General features: G+C 70.8%; 16 protein-coding genes and 1 pseudogene. 5 read left to right on the top strand and 12 right to left on the bottom strand.

Going from position 1 to position 17366, the window contains the following annotated elements; genetic code table 11:
* Positions 1-137: 137 nt before the first annotated feature.
* Positions 138-1358, bottom strand: coding sequence for a signal recognition particle-docking protein FtsY (gene ftsY, locus AB0I16_RS24080; RefSeq protein ID WP_363251586.1), 1221 nt, complete (start codon positions 1356-1358; stop codon positions 138-140).
* A gap of 197 nt (positions 1359-1555) precedes the next feature.
* Here ftsY and AB0I16_RS24075 point away from each other — a divergent pair, with 197 nt between their 5' ends.
* On the top strand, positions 1556-3013 hold the full coding sequence (locus AB0I16_RS24075) for a cytosine permease (RefSeq protein WP_363251585.1): 1458 nt from the start codon (positions 1556-1558) through the stop codon (positions 3011-3013).
* Between the two features lie 178 nt (positions 3014-3191).
* A complete protein-coding gene (locus AB0I16_RS24070; RefSeq protein WP_363251583.1) occupies positions 3192-4175 on the top strand; it encodes an LLM class flavin-dependent oxidoreductase in 984 nt (327 codons plus the stop codon).
* A gap of 52 nt (positions 4176-4227) precedes the next feature.
* Here AB0I16_RS24070 and AB0I16_RS24065 read toward each other — a convergent pair whose 3' ends face one another.
* The 4 genes from AB0I16_RS24065 to AB0I16_RS24050 form a co-directional block, all read right to left on the bottom strand.
* The gene (locus tag AB0I16_RS24065; RefSeq protein WP_363251582.1) at positions 4228-5652 is read right to left on the bottom strand and encodes a sugar porter family MFS transporter; all 1425 of its coding nucleotides are present in this window, start codon (positions 5650-5652) and stop codon (positions 4228-4230) included.
* Between the two features lie 218 nt (positions 5653-5870).
* On the bottom strand, positions 5871-9422 hold the full coding sequence (gene smc, locus AB0I16_RS24060; protein ID WP_363251581.1) for a chromosome segregation protein SMC: 3552 nt from the start codon (positions 9420-9422) through the stop codon (positions 5871-5873).
* A gap of 232 nt (positions 9423-9654) precedes the next feature.
* A complete protein-coding gene (locus AB0I16_RS24055; RefSeq protein ID WP_030787543.1) occupies positions 9655-9858 on the bottom strand; it encodes a hypothetical protein in 204 nt (67 codons plus the stop codon).
* A 403-nt stretch (positions 9859-10261) separates the two neighbouring features.
* Positions 10262-10543: an acylphosphatase gene (locus tag AB0I16_RS24050; RefSeq protein ID WP_363251580.1), complete on the bottom strand. Its 282-nt coding sequence runs from the start codon at positions 10541-10543 to the stop codon at positions 10262-10264.
* Between the two features lie 129 nt (positions 10544-10672).
* Between AB0I16_RS24050 and AB0I16_RS24045 the strand changes: the two genes are divergently transcribed.
* Both AB0I16_RS24045 and AB0I16_RS24040 read left to right on the top strand, forming a co-directional pair.
* Entirely contained in the window at positions 10673-11554 is an 882-nt protein-coding gene (locus AB0I16_RS24045; protein WP_363251578.1) for a CAP domain-containing protein, read from the top strand.
* Between the two features lie 117 nt (positions 11555-11671).
* On the top strand, positions 11672-12055 hold the full coding sequence (locus tag AB0I16_RS24040; protein WP_363251576.1) for a helix-turn-helix domain-containing protein: 384 nt from the start codon (positions 11672-11674) through the stop codon (positions 12053-12055).
* On the opposite strand, the gene mutM is transcribed toward AB0I16_RS24040, so the two are convergent.
* The 7 genes from mutM to rsmD form a co-directional block, all read right to left on the bottom strand.
* Positions 12028-12888 carry a bifunctional DNA-formamidopyrimidine glycosylase/DNA-(apurinic or apyrimidinic site) lyase gene (mutM, locus tag AB0I16_RS24035; RefSeq protein WP_363251575.1) on the bottom strand — a complete coding sequence of 287 codons (861 nt, stop codon included), beginning with the start codon at positions 12886-12888 and terminating at the stop codon, positions 12028-12030. The genes AB0I16_RS24040 and mutM overlap by 28 nt on opposite strands.
* 112 nt (positions 12889-13000) lie before the next feature.
* Entirely contained in the window at positions 13001-13825 is an 825-nt protein-coding gene (gene rnc, locus AB0I16_RS24030) for a ribonuclease III (RefSeq protein WP_363251574.1), read from the bottom strand.
* Between the two features lie 7 nt (positions 13826-13832).
* On the bottom strand, positions 13833-14006 hold the full coding sequence (gene rpmF, locus AB0I16_RS24025) for a 50S ribosomal protein L32 (protein ID WP_003965982.1): 174 nt from the start codon (positions 14004-14006) through the stop codon (positions 13833-13835).
* A gap of 2 nt (positions 14007-14008) precedes the next feature.
* Positions 14009-14710, bottom strand: a complete 702-nt coding sequence (locus AB0I16_RS24020; RefSeq protein WP_363251572.1) for a DUF177 domain-containing protein — start codon at positions 14708-14710, stop codon at positions 14009-14011.
* Between the two features lie 115 nt (positions 14711-14825).
* Positions 14826-15962 (bottom strand): cell division initiation protein, encoded by a 1137-nt coding sequence (locus tag AB0I16_RS24015; protein ID WP_363251571.1) that lies wholly within the window; start codon positions 15960-15962, stop codon positions 14826-14828.
* A 111-nt stretch (positions 15963-16073) separates the two neighbouring features.
* A complete protein-coding gene (gene coaD / locus AB0I16_RS24010) occupies positions 16074-16553 on the bottom strand; it encodes a pantetheine-phosphate adenylyltransferase (protein WP_363251658.1) in 480 nt (159 codons plus the stop codon).
* A gap of 26 nt (positions 16554-16579) precedes the next feature.
* Complete coding sequence (gene rsmD / locus AB0I16_RS24005) at positions 16580-17173, bottom strand: 16S rRNA (guanine(966)-N(2))-methyltransferase RsmD (RefSeq protein ID WP_363251570.1); 594 nt, start codon at positions 17171-17173, stop codon at positions 16580-16582.
* A gap of 102 nt (positions 17174-17275) precedes the next feature.
* On the opposite strand from rsmD, the pseudogene AB0I16_RS24000 reads away from it, so the two are divergent.
* Positions 17276-17366 (top strand): annotated as a pseudogene (locus AB0I16_RS24000) (bifunctional methylenetetrahydrofolate dehydrogenase/methenyltetrahydrofolate cyclohydrolase); the annotation flags it as partial.

Below are 17366 nucleotides of genomic sequence, written 5' to 3'. Positions count from 1 at the left end.
GCCCTTCTTCGCGCGCGCCCTACGGACGCGGGAGGCGTACGAGGCGTACGAGACGCGGGAGGCTGTGTCCTTGACGGGGGGTACCCCGCACCCCGTGCCGGGCGTCGCGCGCCCGGCCGGGGTCGTGACGCAGGCCCTCAGTCGCCGATCAGCGCGTCCACGAACGCCTCGGGCTCGAACGGCGCCAGGTCGTCCGCGCCCTCGCCCAGGCCGATGAGCTTGACCGGGACGCCCAGTTCGCGCTGGACGGCGACGACGATGCCGCCACGGGCGGTGCCGTCCAGCTTGGTCAGGACGATGCCCGTGATGTTGACGACCTCGGCGAAGACCCGCGCCTGCACCAGGCCGTTCTGGCCGGTCGTGGCGTCCAGGACGAGCAGGACCTCGTCGAGCGGCGCATGCTTCTCGACGACGCGCTTGACCTTGCCGAGCTCGTCCATGAGGCCCGTCTTGGTGTGCAGCCGGCCCGCGGTGTCGATGAGGACGACGTCCGCGCCCTCCGCGATGCCCTCCTTGACCGCGTCGAACGCGATCGAGGCGGGGTCGCCGCCCTCGGGGCCCCGCACCGTACGGGCGCCGACGCGCTCGCCCCAGGTCTGGAGCTGGTCGGCGGCGGCGGCGCGGAAGGTGTCGGCGGCGCCGAGGACGACGGAGCGGCCGTCGGCGACGAGGACGCGCGCGAGCTTGCCCGTGGTGGTGGTCTTGCCGGTGCCGTTGACCCCGACGACCATCACGATGCCGGGCGTCTCCAGGCCCGACTCGGTCTTCACGGCACGGTCGAGGTCCGTGCCGACGAGGGTGAGCAGCTCCTCGCGCAGCAGCGTGCGCAGCTCCTCGGGCGTACGGGTGCCGAGGACCCTGACGCGCTCGCGCAGCCGCTCCACGAGCTCCTGCGTGGGCGCCACGCCGACGTCGGCGGTCAGCAGCGTGTCCTCGATCTCCTCCCAGGTGTCCTCGTCCAGGTGCTCGCGGGACAGCAGCGTGAGCAGCCCCTTGCCGAGCGCGTTCTGCGAGCGGGAGAGCCGGGTGCGCAGTCGGACCAGTCGTCCCGCGGTCGGCTCGGGGGTCTCGATCTCCGGCGCGGCCGGCTCGGTGACGACCGCCTCGTCGACGACCGGGGCCGAGGCCGTCGGCTCGACGAGCGGGAGCTTCACCTCCTCGATCGTTCGGCGCGTTTCGTCGCGCGGCGTCTCGGCCTCGTCGCCGACCTTGGGTTCGGCGGGAGGGGCGGTGATGGTGGGCGTGCTCGACGGGGCCTTCGGGGGCAGCCGCTTCTTCTTGCGGCTGCCGACCACGAGCCCGCCGAGCGCGCCGATCACGACCACGGCGATGACTACAGCAAGGATGACGATTTCCATAACCCGTCCAGTATCGGCCATGGGTACCGCCGGGGCCCAGATTGTGTCTTCCTCCAAAGAACATAAGCCGTTTGAAGGTACTACTCGGACTAAAGTACGATGGAGCTGCCGCATCAACGCGCGTAGAGTCCATCGCGATCACCCCCACCGACGGATCGCGACGTTGCGAGCCGAGCGAGAGGCACGGACCCACCCCCATGAGCACCACCGCCGAATCCGAAGGCGCCCTCGAGACACGCGGCCTTGAGCCGGTCCCCGACGCCGAGCGCACGGGCCGGACCCGCGAACTGTTCCCCACCTGGGTGGCGGCCAACATCAGCGTCCTGCTGCTCACCATGGGCGCGGGCCTGATCGTCTCCAACGGCCTGAACTTCTGGCAGGTCCTCGTCGTCGCGCTCGTCTCGCCCCTGCTGAGCTACGGCCTGGTCGGGCTGATCTCCATCGCGGGCAAGCGCGGCGGCTCACCGGGCATGACGCTCTCCCGCGCCGTCTTCGGCCAGCGCGGCAACCTCTTCCCCGGCGCGCTGATCTGGGTCGCCCGCTGGGGCTGGGAGACGATCAACGCGGTCACGGGCGCGTACGCGATCATCACCGTCCTGAACATCTGCTTCGGCGTCGAGTCCACCACCTGGCTGACGGTCGTGACGCTGGTGGCCTTCGTCACCTGCACGTTCCTGATCAGCGGCCTCGGCAGGAAGATCCTGCACATCTGCAGCACGTGGTCGACGTACGCCTTCGGCGCCTTCAGCGTGCTCGTGCTGGTCTACCTCCTCGCCGAGACCGACTGGTCCGCCGTCTTCGACAAGCCCGCGGGCTCCACCGCGATGATGGTCGCCGGCGTCGGCACGATCGCCGCGGGCGGCATCAGCTGGGTCCCGACGGGCCCGGACTTCACCCGCTACCTGCCGCGCACGGCCTCGAACAAGCCGCTGGTCGGCCACGCCGTCGGCGGCGCCGGCATCGTCGTCGTGCCGATGGTCCTGATGGGCGCCGTCATGGCGGTCTCCGCGCCGAAGCTCTCCACCGCGGCGGACCCGGTCTCCTTCCTCGGCTCGCTGCTCCCGACCTGGATCGCGGTGCCGTACCTGATCATGGCGCTGCTCGGCATGCTCCTGATCAACTCGATGTCGATGTACTCCGCGGGCTTCACCGCCATGACGCTCGGCATCAAGGTCCCGCGCGCGTGGGCCGTCAGTGTGAACGCGGTCATCAGCCTGATCTTCGGCTACATCCTGATGAACGTGGCGACGAGCTTCATGGGTTCGTTCATCTCCTTCCTCACCCTGCTCGCGGTCGCGTTCTCGGCCTGGATCGGCGTCTTCGGCGTCGACATGCCGCGCCGCGGGACGTACGACGGCGAGGCCCTGATGGACACCGGGCGCACCAGCGCCTACTGGTACAAGGCGGGCTTCGCCTGGCAGGCCATGACCGCGTGGGCGCTGGCGCTCGTGGTGGGGCTGCTCTTCACCAAGGTCGACTGGTTCAGCGGCCCGCTCGCCACCTCCTGGATCGGCCGCCACGGCCTCGGCTGGCTCGCCACGATCGTCGTCTCGGCGGTGCTGTACGCGGTCCTGCCGAAGACGCCGCTGGTGGAGAAGGACGCGGCGGCGCCCGGCGACAAGGGCGACGGCGAGACCGAGCTGATCTCCGCCTGACCCGGCCGCTGGGCGCCCGCCCGGACCCGAGGGGGCACTCGCCCGGGTCCGAGGGCGCCCGCCCGGCCCTCGCGGAGGCGCCTGATCCGCGCCAACTTCCCCACGAGGCTACCCAACTGATGTGACGTCAACTAGCGTCCCCCTTCGCCGCCCACGCACGGTGAAGGGGGACGTTCCCATGCCCGTCACAGTCGTACGCTTCAACCTCGTCGACCCCGCGGCCACACCCGCCGCGCTGAGTGACCGCTACAAGACCGCCCTGGAGATGTCCGCCTACGCGGACGACCGCGGCATCACCACCATTCAGACCGAGGAGCACCACGGCACCGAGAACAACTGGCTGCCCTCCCCCTTCACCTTCGCGGGAGCGGTGTTCGGGGCCACCCGGCGGATCTCCGTGACGGTCTCCGCGATCATCGGCCCGCTGCACGACCCGCTGCGGCTCGCCGAGGACATCGCCGTACTCGACCTGCTGAGCGGCGGCCGCCTGGTCACCGTGGCGGGCATCGGCTACCGGCCCGAGGAGTACGAGCAGGCCGGCGTCGACTACACGCGGCGCGGCAAGCTCCAGGACGAGCTGCTGGAAACGCTGCTCAAGGCCTGGACCGGCGACCCCTTCACCTTCCGCGGCCGCACGGTCCGCGTCACCCCGCGCCCCCTGACGCAGCCGCACCCCCAGCTCCTCGTCGGCGGCTCGTCGAAGGCCGCGGCACGGCGCGCGGCCCGGCTCGGTCTGCCGTTCTTCCCCAGCGCCCACCTCCCGGACCTGGAGGCGTACTACACCGAGCAGCTCGCGGAGCACGGCACCGAGGGCTGGACGATGATGCCCGCCGCCGAGACCCCGCTGCTGCACATCGCCGACGACCCCGAGCGGACCTGGGCGGAGCACGGCGAGCACTTCCTGCACGAGGCCCGCACCTACGCCTCCTGGCAGACGGGGGAGATCCGCTCGGCGGTGCGGTCGGCGGCCACGACGGTCGAGGAGCTGCGCGCGGAGGGCGTGTACCGGGTGCTCACGCCCGAGGAGTGCGTGACGTACGCGAAGGGCGACACCGGCAGCCTCGTCCTGCATCCGCTCTCCGGCGGGATGCCCGTCGACGAGGGCTGGCGCAGTCTGCACCACTTCTGCGAAAACGTACTGCCCCGGCTGAAGGACAAGTGAGCACGCGTCCTTCGGCCGGGGCAGCTTCCTGAAGAGGAGGGGGCAGCGGGGTTTAGCCCATCTCCTCCAGGGCCTTGCCCTTCGTCTCCTTGACGAACTTCATGACGAAGGGGATCGAGATCGCGGCGAAGGCGCCGTAGATGATGTACGAGCCGGTCAGGGACCACTCGGACATGCTCGGGAAGGTCTTGGTGATCGCGAAGTTGGCGAGCCACTGGGCGGAGGCGGCCACGCCGAGCGCGGCGGCGCGGATGCGGTTCGGGAAGATCTCGCCGAGCAGCACCCAGACGACCACGCCCCAGGACAGGGCGAAGAAGAGCACGAAGGCATTGGCGGCGATGATCGCGGTCAGGCCCTGCGCGTTGGGCAGCGAGACCGTGTCACCAGAGCCGGTCTTGTACGAGAAGGCCCACGCCATGGTGAACAGGGCGGCCGCCATGCCCGCGGAGCCGATGATGGCGAGGGGCTTGCGGCCGATGCGGTCGACGAAGATCATCGCGATGACCGTGCCGATGATGTTCACGATCGACGTCTCGAACGAGTACAGGAACGAGCTGGAGGGGTCCTTGCCGATCGACTGCCACAGCTGGTTCGAGTAGTAGAAGATCACGTTGATGCCGACGAGCTGCTGGAAGACCGAGAGCCCGATGCCGATCCAGACGATCGGCAGGAAGCCGACCTTGCCGAGCAGGTCCTTGAAGGACGGCTTGTGCTCCCTGTGCAGGCCGCGCTCGATCTCGTCGACGCGCTCGTCCAGGTCGATGGTGGTGCCCTCGACCTCGCCGAGCACCTTCTTGGCCTCGGTGTGCCGGCCCGCGGAGATCAGGAAGCGCGGGGACTCCGGGATGATGAAGGACAGCAGCCCGTAGAGGAGCGCCGGGATGACCATGACGCCGAGCATCCACTGCCAGGCCTCAAGGCCCGCCAGCTTGCCGCGCTGGTCGCCGTCGGCCATGTTCAGGATGCCCCAGTTGACCAGCTGCGAGACCGCGATGCCGATGACGATGGCGGCCTGCTGGAACGAGGCGAGCCGGCCGCGGTAGGCGGGCGGCGCGACCTCGGCGATGTAGGCCGGGCCGATCACCGAGGCCATGCCGATGCCGATGCCGCCGATGAGGCGCCACATCGTGAGGTCCCAGGCGGCGAAGGGCAGGGCCGAGCCCACGGCGCTCGCCGCGAAGAGCACCGCGGCGATCTGCATGCAGCGGATGCGGCCGATCCGGTCGGCGATGCGTCCGGCGACGGCGGCGCCCACGGCGCAGCCGAGGAGCGCGGTGGCGATGATCCAGCCGAGCGTGTCGGCGTCGACGTCGAAGCGGTGCTGGATGGCGACGGTCGCGCCGTTGATCACCGAGCTGTCGTAGCCGAAGAGGAAGCCACCCATCGCGGCTGCCGCCGTAATGAAGATGACATGGCCGAGATGGTCCGGGTGGGCCTCTCTGGCTCCGGACTGGGGCGCCTGCGATGTGCTGGTCACGTGTACTCCTCGGGCCACCGGCAGCGCTGCCGGGGGTGGGGGCGAGTCATTCAAGTGGCGCACAACTTCACGCCGCCCACCACCTGAAGGTAAAAGCAACGTTGCAGAGACTATGCCTTCAAGTTACGAAGTCAATAGGGCGGCTGTTGTGAATTTGCAGGCAACTTGAGAGGGAGTGTATTCAAGTCTTGAAGTCAGGTGCCGGTGTCCCGGGCCTGCTAGCGGAGCCGCTGGCTGATCACCTTGGAGACGCCGTCGCCCTGCATCGAGACGCCGTACAGGGCGTCCGCGATCTCCATCGTGCGCTTCTGGTGCGTGATCACGATGAGCTGCGAGGCCTCCTGCAGCTCCTGCATGATGCGGATCAGCCGCTGGAGGTTGGTGTCGTCGAGCGCCGCCTCGACCTCGTCCATCACGTAGAACGGGCTCGGCCGCGCCTTGAAGATCGACACGAGCAGCGCCACGGCCGTGAGCGACCGTTCGCCGCCCGACAGGAGCGAGAGCCGCTTCACCTTCTTGCCCGGGGGCCGCGCCTCGACGTCCACGCCCGTGGTGAGCATGTTGTCGGGGTCGGTCAGGACCAGCCGCCCCTCGCCGCCGGGGAAGAGCCGCGAGAAGACACCCTCGAACTCCCTGGCCGTGTCCCGGTAGGCCTCGGTGAAGACCTGCTCGACGCGTACGTCGACCTCCTTGATCACTTGGAGGAGGTCGGCCCTCGTCTTCTTCAGGTCTTCGAGCTGCTCGCTGAGGAACTTGTGCCGTTCCTCCAGTGCCGCGAACTCCTCAAGGGCCAGCGGGTTCACTTTTCCGAGCTGCTGATACGCCCGTTCGGCTGACGTGAGCCGCTTCTCCTGCTCGGCACGGACGAAGGGCACCGGCCTGTTGCGCGGGTGCTCGGGGTCCTCCGGCAGCTCCTCGCCCTCGGCGGCGGGCGAGGGCGGCACGGGCTGGTCCGGGCCGTAGTCGGCGACGAGCCCCGCCGGTTCCACACCGAGTTCCTCCAGTGCCCTGGTCTCCAGCTGCTCGATCCGCAGCCGCTTCTCAGCACCTAGTACCTCGCCGCGGTGAACTGAATCAGTCAGCTTGTCCAGCTCGGCCTTGAGATCGCGCCCCTGGTTGCGCTCGGCGACCAGCTCCCGCTCCCGCACCTCCTTGGCGCGCTCGGCGGCGGTACGTTCCTGCTCGGCCCTGAGCAGGGAGACCTCGACGTGCGCGAGGAGCTGCCGCCCGCCGGCGGCGACGGCCGCCGCCACGGCGGCCTCGTGGCGCAGCCGTGCCTTGCGCCGCTCGGCACGCGCGCGTGCCTCGCGTTCGGCGCGCGCGGCCCGGTCCAGGGAGTCGGCGCGCCCCGCCAGGCCCTTCACCCGCTCCTCGTGCGTACGGGCCTGGAGCCGGGCCTCCATCTCGGTCTGCCGGGCGTTCGCGCCGTCGGCGGCCAGGCGGTCGCGTACGGAGGTGTCGGGCTCCTCGTCGGCCGGTGCCTCCTCGGCGACGGCCAGCCGCTCGGCAAGCTCCTCGGCCTCCGCCACGGCCCGGTCGAGCGCCTCCTGCGCCCTGGCCGCCGCCGCAGCGCTGCGCTCGGCCTCACCCGCCGCGCCCCGCGCCTGCCCGGCGAGCGCCCCGAGCCGCTGGGCGAAGGACGACTTCTCACGGTCGGCGGCCCTGCGCCGCTCCCCCAGCTCCTCGACGAGGGCGGCGGCTTCCTCGCGCCGCACGGCCGCGCCGCGCTGGGCCTCGGCCAGCTCCTCGCACCGCACGGCGAGCCGTTCCAGCTCGGCGGCGGCCTCGTCCACCGACGCCTGCACTTCGAGCAGGCTCGGCGCCCCCGCGGAACCGCCGTGCGCGAAGTGCGCCCCGAGCAGGTCGCCCTCCGCGGTGACGGCGGTCAGCTCGGGGTGGGCGTGGACGAGGTCCTCCGCGTCCTCCAGGGTGCCCACGGCGACCATCCCGCGCAGCAGCCGCCGCACGGCCGGCAGCAGCTCCTCCGGCCCGCGTACGAGGTCGGCGACGTGGGGCGGGCCCTCGCGCCGCTCCTGGCGCACACCGTCCGGCGCGCCCCCGAGCAGCAGCGCCGCGCGCCCCGCGTCCTGCTTCCGCAGCAGCCGGATGGCGTCGGCGGCGGTGCCGGGACCGCTCACGGCGAGGGCGTCGGCCGCCACGCCGAGAGCCGCGGCGACCTGCACCTCGTGGCCGGGCGTGACGCTCAGCAGCTCGGCGGCCTGGCCGAGCACTCCGGTGAGCTGGTCCCTGGCCGAGAGCAGGGCCCCGGTGCCGTCCTTGCGCCGCAGGCCGAGCGCGAGCGCCTCGTGCCGGGCGGCGACGGCGGCCCGCTTGCGCTCGGCCGCGGTCACCGCCTCCCGTGCCGCGGTGAGGGCGGCCTCGGCCCCCGCGAGGTCCCGCCGGGCCGCGTCGTGCCGTTCCCCGAGCTGCGCGTCGTCCGCGTCGAGGCCGTCGACCTCGGCCTTGAGCTGCTCGTACTCCTCCTGGGCGGTGACCGCGCGCTCGGCCGCCGCGTCGCGCGCCTCGGCGAGGCGGTCGATCTCGGCCTGCGCCGATGCGGCCCGTGAACGCGCCGCGTTGACCTGTCCGCCGAGCCGGGCGAGGCCCTCCCTGCGGTCGGCGATGGCCCGCGCCACGTCCTTGAGCCTGCGCTCCTCGACCGCGAGGCGCTGTTCGAGGTCGGCCCGGTGGGCCACCGTGTCGTCGAGGGCGTGCTCGGCGGCTTCGAGGGCCGCCGTCAGCTCGGCCTCCTGCTCGCGGATGCGGGCGGCCTCGCGCTCCATGTCCTCGGGGTCACGGCCGCGCCGCTCCTCCGGGGGCGCCGCGGTGGCGCTCCTGACCCGGGCGTCGGCCAGCGAAACGGTGCCGCGTACGCGCTCGGCGAGCTGCGACAGCTCGTACCAGGTCTGCTGGGCCCGCCGCAGGCGCGGGGTGAGGCGCCGCACCTCCTCCTCAAGGCGTGCCTCGCGCTGGAGGGCCGCCTTCAGCTCGGCCTCGGCGCTGTCCTTGCGCTCCTTGAGAGCGGCTTCGTCGGCGATCTCCGCGTTCAGGGCCCGGCGCAGCTTCACCAGGTCGTCGGCGAGCAGGCGCAGGCGGGCGTCGCGCAGGTCGGCCTGGATGACGGCGGCGCGGCGGGCCACGGCCGCCTGGCGGCCGAGGGGCTTGAGCTGGCGCCGCAGTTCGTCGGTGAGGTCCTGCACGCGCGCGAGGTTGGCCTTCATCGCGTCGAGCTTGCGCAGGGCCTTCTCCTTGCGCTTGCGGTGCTTGAGGACGCCCGCGGCCTCCTCGATGAAGGCCCTGCGGCCCATGGGGTCGGCGTGCAGGACGCCGTCGAGCTGCCCCTGGCCGACGATGACGTGCATCTCGCGGCCGATGCCGGAGTCGGAGAGGAGTTCCTGGATGTCGAGGAGGCGGCAGGTGTCGCCGTTGATCTGGTACTCGCTGCCGCCGTTGCGGAACATGATCCGCGTGATGGTGACCTCGGCGTACTCGATGGGCAGCGCGCCGTCGGAGTTGTCGATGGTGAGAGAGACCTCGGCGCGGCCGAGCGGGGGCCGCCCGGTGGTGCCGGCGAAGATGACGTCCTCCATCTTGCCGCCGCGCAGCGACTTGGCGCCCTGCTCGCCCATGACCCAGCTCAGCGCGTCCACGACGTTGGACTTGCCGGAGCCGTTGGGTCCGACGACGCAGGTGATGCCCGGCTCGAACTTCAGTGTCGTCGCCGACGCGAACGACTTGAAGCCACGCAGGGTCAGGGCCTTGAGATGCACGCCGTCGGACTCTACCTTTCGCCGACCGTTTCACCGATGAAGGTGCAGGGCACATCAGACGGTAACGAAGGCGGCGTACGGGGGGACGAGCTTCTTGGGGCAAGAAAGAAGGGACGCCGAAGCGTCCCTTGCAGATCTGGAAGCAGGCGGCTGACAGGCCGGCCTGACCACATGCTTACCGGGCGCCTTCCTTCATCCGCGAAGGCCCTGTGTGAGCGTGCTCAATTTGGGGTCAGGTGAGCGCAGGCTCCGCCTGGGGTACGTCGATGCTCTCCATGAGAGATTCGTGAGAAGCGGCAGCCGCGAGAGCGTCGTTCTCCTGCTGAATCCGTACGAGCTCGGATTCCAGGTCTTGTACACGCTGCTGGAGCCTTCGCATCTCAGCGAGAAGTCGCGGGTCGCTGCCGCCGACGTAACCGAGAAGCGCCTTTGCCATGATGGATGGTCCTCCACACTGGTGACCGACCGAAGCGGTGTGGGTCGTGAGGGAATCGCACCCGCGGTGCTTGGCACTGGTTGTTCTGCGGGTCTTGCCGGGCCGTTCTCACATGCCAAACAGCTAAGGTGCGCGGGGCTTCCAGAGTCTCACCAAAAAGTTTGACGGTCAACACGATCACGCCCCGTACCGGCGGGCGTCCCGGGGGCGCGCGGTCTCGGAACGGACGGCGCTGCTTCTCCTGCGGGGCCCTGGGGGCGTGGAGATCATCCTTACTCGCGGAGCCTGCCACCGCAAGGGGCTTCTTGGCAACCACCAGGCTCTTTCTGCCTCGGGCAGCCGCCCGGGACACCCGGCGGGGCGCTCCTCGGGACCCCTGAGGACGGGTCGGCCCGAGCCCGGGTCAGCGGATGGCGAAGGTCTCGTATATGCCACGTGGTGTGTCCCACATCTCCGTGACGCCGTCGACCCGCCCGGGTGTGTCGCCCTCCCGGAGCCAGTCGAGCAACTCCTGGCACCCCTCGCGCGGCCCCTCGGCGACCACCTGCACGCGGCCGTCCTCCAGATTGAGGGCAAAACCACACAGGCCGCCGATCTCCAGCGCCTTGGCACGGGTGAACCAGCGGAATCCCACGGCCTGCACCCGTCCGCGCACCCACGCCACGAGTCGTACGTCATCGTTCATGGCTGCACGCTAACCGGCCAATTGCTCCGGGAGCACTTCGTCCCCATCCGTCATCGCGTACAGTCCCGACTCGATGAGCCTCACCCGTATGGGTGAGTCACGTTGACCGCGGGAACGAAAGGCCAGGAGATGGGACGCCACCGACGCTCAGGCGGTGTGCGGGCCGCCGCCACCCCCGATAACCATCCGGGCAGGACGACGCGCCACCGCCGCGGGAGCCGGGCCTCCGCCCCGGTGCGGACGGGTCTGCTCGGCGTCTCCGCCGCCGTCGCCATGGGCGCCGTGGCGGTCGGCACGGGCGTGCTGCCGGGCGGTGACGGCTTCCGGCTCGGCGACGAGACCGGGTCCGGCCAGGTCCGCGCCGCGACCGCTCCCGCCGAGGTCGACACCCAGGGCGGCTCCGGTGCCGGGGTCGAGCGCGGGGAGCCGGCGCCGAGCCGTGGCTCCGGGCGCGCGCAGGCGCCGTCGCCCACTCCTTCCAAGGCCTCGCCCCAGCCGTCGAAGACGGTGTCCGAGAAGCCCTCGACGCGGGCTCCGAAGCCCGACGCGGACAAGAAGACGGCGCCGAGCCCGTCCCGTACGCCGGAGCGCGAGCCGGAGGCGCCCCGGAAGAGCGCGCCCTCACCGACCGCCGAGAGCGCGGCGGAGGCCGCCGTCCTGACGCTGGTCAACGAAGAGCGGGCCAAGGCGGGGTGCCGTCCCGTGACCGCGGACAGCGGGCTCGCCTCGCTGGCCGGGGAGTTCAGCTCGGACATGGCGGAGCGCGACTTCTTCGACCACACCGACCCGGACGGCGCGACGCCGTGGGACCGGGCGGAGAAGGCCGGCATAACCGACCTCGGCGGCGAGAACATCGCCCGCGGCCAGGCGAACGCCCGGTCCGTGATGGACGCCTGGATGAACAGCTCGGGCCACCGCGCCAACATACTGAACTGCGACTACAAGACCCTGGGCGTGGGCGTGCACTTCGCACCCGGCGGTCCGTGGTGGACGCAGGACTTCGGCTTCTGACCAGCCGTTCCGTCTCCCGGCCCGCTCCCACGGCCTCCGTGAGCCGTCTCCTGGTCAGCGCTATCTCTCGGTGAGCGCCACCTCTCGGCGAGCGCTCACCAGGAGTACCGTGTCCGCATGGTGGATTCCACGGACATGGCCTTCGACGTGTTCTCCCGGCAGTGCCCGTCCCGGAGCACGCTGGAGCACGTCACGGGGCGCTGGGGAGCTCTCACGCTCGGGGCGCTGCACGACGGCACGTTCCGCTTCAACGAACTGCGCCGGCGCGTCGACGGCGTGAGCGAGAAGATGCTCTCCCAGACCCTGCAGGCGCTGGAGCGCGACGGCCTGGTGCGGCGTGACGCGCAGCCGACCAACCCGCCACGCGTGGACTACGAACTCACAGCGCTCGGCCGGCAGGTCGCCGAGCGCCTGCTCGCACTGATCCACTTCGTCGAGGGCAGCCAGAACGACGTCCTGGAGGCACAGGAGCGTTACGACGCCACGCGCGGCGGCCGCTGACAGCGCGGGCAGAAGTAGCTGGAGCGGTTCATCCAGGGGCGGCGGCGGATCGCCGTGCCGCAGCGGCGGCAGGGCATCTCCTCGCGGCCGTAGGCGTCGAGGGAGCGCTCGAAGTAGCCGGACTCGCCGTTCACGTTGACGTAGAGGCTGTCGAAGCTGGTGCCGCCGACGGCGAGGGCCGCGTTCATCACGTCCCGCACGTGGCCGAGGAGTTCCGCCGTGCGCGGGCGTGTGAGGGTGGCGGTGGGGCGCTCGTAGTGCAGACGCGCGCGCCACAGGGCCTCGTCGGCGTAGATGTTGCCGACGCCGCTGATCAGCGACTGGTCGAGCAGCGCCCGCTTGATCGTCGTACGGCGGCGGCGCAGCGCGAGGTGGAAGGCGTCGTCGTCGAAGGCGGGGTCGAGGGGGTCGCGCGCGATGTGCGCGATGACGTCGGGCAGCCCGTCGGGGGTGTTGTCGTGCAGCGAGAGCCCGCCGAAGGTCCGCTGGTCGACGAAGCGCAGCTCGGTGCCCTGGTCGTCGGCGAACCGCACGCGGATGCGCAGGTGCTTCTCGTCCGGGGCGTCATGCGGCTGCACCAGGAGCTGACCGCTCATCCCGAGGTGCGCGAGGACCGACTGGGCGGAGTCGGCGAGCGGCAGCCACAGGTACTTGCCGCGCCGCTGGGCGAGCCCGACGCGGTGTCCCGTCAGCCGGGACCCGAAGTCCTCACCCCCCGCGACGTGCCGCCGCACGGCACGCGGGTGCATGACCTGCACATCACCGACGACGCGCCCGCTGACCCAGCGCTCAAGACCGCGCCGGACGACTTCGACTTCGGGCAGCTCGGGCACGTGAACACTCCGGAGTAACGGGGGGGTGGGTGAGAAACCCGCCGCGAAGCGGCGAAAAGACTTGGTGCCGACCACCCAACAGGGCGGCCGGCACCAAGCGGCGAAGCGGCGCTCAGGCCGACGGGGCTTCGGCGCCCCCGTCGACCTTCGCGGTGGCGGCAGTGGCAGCCTCCGCCGCCTTCACGCGCTCATCCGCAGCCGCGCGAATCGCGCGCCACGCGGACTCGGCGGCCTGCTGCTCCGCTTCCTTCTTGCTGCGGCCGGTGCCGGTGCCGTACGAGACGCCTCCGACGCGGGCGGCAGCAGTAAAGGTCTTCTCGTGGTCGGGTCCGCTCTCCGTGACGAGGTACTCGGGCACGCCGAGGCTCTCCGTCGCGGTGAGCTCCTGGAGACTGGTCTTCCAGTCCAGGCCCGCTCCCAGGTTCGAGGACTTCTCGATCAGCGGGTCGAAGAGCCGGTGCACCAGCTCACCCGCCGCGTCCAGGCCCTGGTCCAGATAGACCGCGCCGATCACCGCTTCGAGGGTGTCGGCGAGGATGGATGCCTTGTCCCGGCCTCCCGTGCCCTCTTCGCCCCGGCCGAGCCGGATGAAGGAGCCGAGTTCGAGGCCGCGGCCGACCTCCGCAAGCGCACGCGAGTTGACCACCGCGGCCCGCAACTTGGCCAGCTGGCCTTCGGGCAGGTCGGGGTGGGTGCGGTACAGCGTGTCCGTGACGACGAGACCGAGCACGGAGTCCCCGAGGAACTCCAGACGCTCGTTCGTCGGCAGGCCGCCGTTCTCGTACGCGTACGAACGGTGGGTCAGCGCACGCACCAGAAGGGCGGACTCGAGCTTGTACCCGAGCCGCCCTTCCAGAAGCGTGTGGGACGAGGCCGTTGTCTCCGCCAGTTTCCTGGCGTCTTCCGCCTTCTTGGGGCTAGACACGGTGCCTCTCACCAGCCGCTCAGACCTCGAGGACCTGGCGCTTGTTGTAGGTGCCGCAGCTCGGGCACGCGATGTGCTGCAGCTTGGGCTCCTGGCAACGCTCACACGAAACCAAGGTGGGGACCGCAGCCTTCCACTGCGACCGGCGGTGGCGCGTGTTGCTGCGCGACATCTTCCGCTTCGGAACAGCCACGGCTACTTCTCCTGCTTCTCGTCGACGTGCGCTGATCGAGGCGCGTCGCCGCTCATCTCGTCCTTCTCGCCGTCCTGGATGGTGCCGGCGAGTCCCTGCAGTGCCGCCCAACGAATGTCGACGGCGTCATGGTGGTGGTCCGGGTCGTCCGCGAGCCGCACTCCGCACTGGGAGCACAGACCCGGGCAGTCGTCCTGGCACACCGGCTGCATCGGCAGTGCGAGCACTACCGCGTCACGCAGCACGGGTTCGAGGTCGAACATGCCGTCCTCGAGAAAGAGCCTGTCCTCATCGTCCTCGGCGTCGTCGGCCGGTTCCGCTGCGCGGCCCCGGTCGTCGGCGTCAGGGTACGAGAACATCTCCTGGAAGTCCGCTGCGAGCTCCAGCTCAAGCGGCTCCAGACACCTTACGCACTCCCCCTCGGCCGATGCACGGGCGGTGCCTGTGACAAGCACCCCTTCCATGACCGATTCGAGACGGACGTCCAGCTGGACCGGGGCGCCCTGCGGCACCCCGATGACCCCTTCGATGCCGAAGACGCCGGGCGGACCGGGCGCTTCGACCTCGCGGGTCACCCGCTGCATGGCACCAGGACGCCGACCCAGTTCGTGCGTGTCGAACACGAGTGGGTTGCGGTGGTCGAGGCGCGTGCTCAGGGCTTCTCCTGCTTTCGGATCCGGGAGTTCGAAGGGGGGCCGTCGCACTGCTGCGGCTCATTCGCCGCTTGTGTGGGCAGCCCGAGTCGCGGACGTATGCGCGACCGAAGAGCCAGGATACTTGACCTTTCGCTCTCGGCCCAATCCGGTCGGAACGGCCTCGCTAGCGCCCCTGCTCGTACTGGCGGAGCTGCTCGGCGCTGATCATGGTCGTGTCGAAGAGACTGGTCTCCTCCAGCGTCCCCGCGGCCTCGTACTGGGGCTGGTGGGGCTGGTGGGGCTGGTGTGGCTGCTGGTGCTGGTCGTAGGACTGCTCGTAGGACTGCTGCGGGTAGCCGTACTGGTGCTGCTGATGCAGGCCCTGGTGCTGGTCCTGGTGCTGGTACGCGTACGGGTCCTGCTGGCCGTAGGGCTGCTGCTGGTACGCGTACGGGTCCTGGTGCTGGTACCCGTACGGGTCCGGCTGCTGCTGCGGCTGCGCGTACGGCTCCTGCGGCGGGGCCGGCGGGGCCGGCGGGGCCTGGGGCGGCTGCGGTGCCGAGGGCTGCCGGGGCGCGGGGGCCTGCTGCCGCGCGGGCGCGTCCGCAGTCGCCGCGAGGTCGGCGAGGTACTCGGCGTCGGTGGTGTGGCCCTGGGGCCCCGTCCCCTCGCCGAGGGCGCCCAGCTCGTCGGCGGGGGCCCGGCCGTGCAGGGTCTGGCGGCCGCGGCCGACCGCCTCCAGGGTCTTGGCGAGGACCGCCTCGAAGGCGCCGAGCTTGGCGTCGACGTACGCGTCGGCGTTGCGGCGCAGGGTCTCGGGGTCGTGGCTGCGCTCGGGGGCGTCCTCGTCCTCGTACCCGTTCTCGTCGAGGCCGGGTCCGGTGCCGAGGAGCTTCTCGCGGCCGCGGCCGACGGAGCCGAGGGTCTTGGTGAGGACGACCTCGAAGTTGGCGAGCTTGCTGTCCACGTAGTCGTCGGCCTCGGCGCGGACGTCCTCGGCGGCCTGGCGCGCCTCGGCGAGGATGCGCTCGGCCTCGCCCTGGGAGCGGCGGGCGACCTCGGTGTCGGAGATCAGCGAGCCGCGCTCGGCGTGCGCGCCCTCGATGATGCGCTCGGCCTCCTGGCGGGCCTGCTCGACGAGCTGCTCGCGCCCGCCGATCAGCTCCTGGGCCTGGGCGAGGGAGCCCGGCAGGGCCTGGCGCACCTCTTCGAGCATCGAGAGCAGATCGGCGCGGTTGACCACGCACGAGGCCGACATGGGCATGGACCGGGCGCTGCCGACCGCCCGGACGATCTCGTCGATCTTCTTCTGCACGTCCACCGTGTGCTCGCCACTCTCTACAGCTGGTTGGGAGACGGACGGGACGACTGTAAGGCCAGTGGTCGCCCGCCCGACACCGGGTGGCGAAGGGTCAGCGCGCGGGCTCGGGCGTCACTTCTCGCCCAGGCGTGCGACCAGGGCCTCGTGGACCACCGGGGGCAGCAGGTGCGCGACGTCGCCGCCCCAGGCCGCGACCTCCTTGACCAGCGAGGAGGAGAGGAAGCTGTAGGTGGGGTTGGTCGGGACGAACAGGGTCTCGACGCCCGAGAGGCCGTTGTTCATCTGGGCCATCTGGAGTTCGTAGTCGAAGTCGCTGACCGCGCGCAGGCCCTTGACGATGGCCGGGATGTCGCGCTGCTTGCAGAAGTCGACGAGGAGGCCGTGGAAGGACTCCACCTCGACGTTGCCGAAGTCGGCCGTGACCTGGCGGATCAGTTCTATCCGCTCCTCGATCCCGAACAGGCCCTTCTTCGACTGGTTGATCATCACCGCCACGTGCACGACGTCGTACAGCTTGGAGGCGCGGGCGATGATGTCGAGGTGTCCATTGGTGATGGGGTCGAACGACCCCGGACAGACGGCGCGGCGCAACGTGAGTCCCTCGCTCTCCGGTCCGGTCATGGCGCGATCTCTGAGTCGTCGCACGTAGAGGCGGCGCGACCGTACCAAAACGTCCCTTCGCCGTAGCGACGGGACCTGAGGGGTTCGAAACCCTCCGGCCAGCCGAATTCACCGCCTCTTGTACTGCGTTCAACGGTGACGAGCGCTGCGTCCGTGAGCCACCCCTCCGAGCGGAGTGTGAGCAGTATCTCCCGAAGATCGTCATCGCCGACCGCATACGGCGGATCGAGGAAGACCAGGTCATACGGGGTGGTGGGCCGCCCCTGCCGGATGATCTGGGCGGCTTTGCCCGCTCTTACCTCGGCGCCGGGCAGACCGACCGCCTTCACGTTCTCCCGGATCGTGCGGGCCGCCCTCGCGTCCGCCTCGACCAGCAGCGTGTGCGCGGAGCCCCGGGACAGGGCTTCGAGGCCGACGGCTCCCGAGCCCGCGTACAGATCGAGCACGCGGGTGCCGTCGAGCGTGCCCTGGAGCGCCTGCCAGGTGGAGAAGAGGCCCTCGCGCGCACGGTCGGACGTGGGGCGGGTGCCGTTCCCCGGCGGTACGGCGAGGCGGCGTCCGCCGGCCGTACCGGCGATCACGCGGGTCATCTGAGTCCTTCTGGCTCGGCTGTGGCCTGCTGGGCCGTGGTCCCTCCACGATATGGCGTGGGCGGGCGCCGCCCCCTGCCGAGGCCCCCTGCCGCGCCCCCGGTGGTCGGCGACGACCCGGGCAGCCAGAAGTACGTCGCGGGCAAGCACCGCGACTGCGCGCAGGTGGGGATCGCCTCCATCCAGCGCGAAC

It is taken from the genome of Streptomyces sp. NPDC050703, assembly GCF_040654435.1.
Taxonomy (GTDB): domain Bacteria; phylum Actinomycetota; class Actinomycetes; order Streptomycetales; family Streptomycetaceae; genus Streptomyces.
Note: the sequence above shows the minus strand (reverse complement) of the source record. Positions and strands in the feature narration are given on the sequence as shown.

Bases quoted from the DNA above. Each gene is read 5' to 3' on its own strand.
- ftsY (WP_363251586.1), bottom strand. From the start codon at position 1,358: ATGGAAATCGTCATCCTTGCTGTAGTCATCGCCGTGGTCGTGATCGGC.
- AB0I16_RS24075 (WP_363251585.1), top strand. From the start codon at position 1,556: ATGAGCACCACCGCCGAATCCGAAGGCGCCCTCGAGACACGCGGCCTT.
- AB0I16_RS24070 (WP_363251583.1), top strand. From the start codon at position 3,192: ATGCCCGTCACAGTCGTACGCTTCAACCTCGTCGACCCCGCGGCCACA.
- AB0I16_RS24055 (WP_030787543.1), bottom strand. From the start codon at position 9,858: ATGGCAAAGGCGCTTCTCGGTTACGTCGGCGGCAGCGACCCGCGACTT.
- AB0I16_RS24050 (WP_363251580.1), bottom strand. From the start codon at position 10,543: ATGAACGATGACGTACGACTCGTGGCGTGGGTGCGCGGACGGGTGCAG.
- AB0I16_RS24045 (WP_363251578.1), top strand. From the start codon at position 10,673: ATGGGACGCCACCGACGCTCAGGCGGTGTGCGGGCCGCCGCCACCCCC.
- AB0I16_RS24040 (WP_363251576.1), top strand. From the start codon at position 11,672: ATGGTGGATTCCACGGACATGGCCTTCGACGTGTTCTCCCGGCAGTGC.
- rsmD (WP_363251570.1), bottom strand. From the start codon at position 17,173: ATGACCCGCGTGATCGCCGGTACGGCCGGCGGACGCCGCCTCGCCGTA.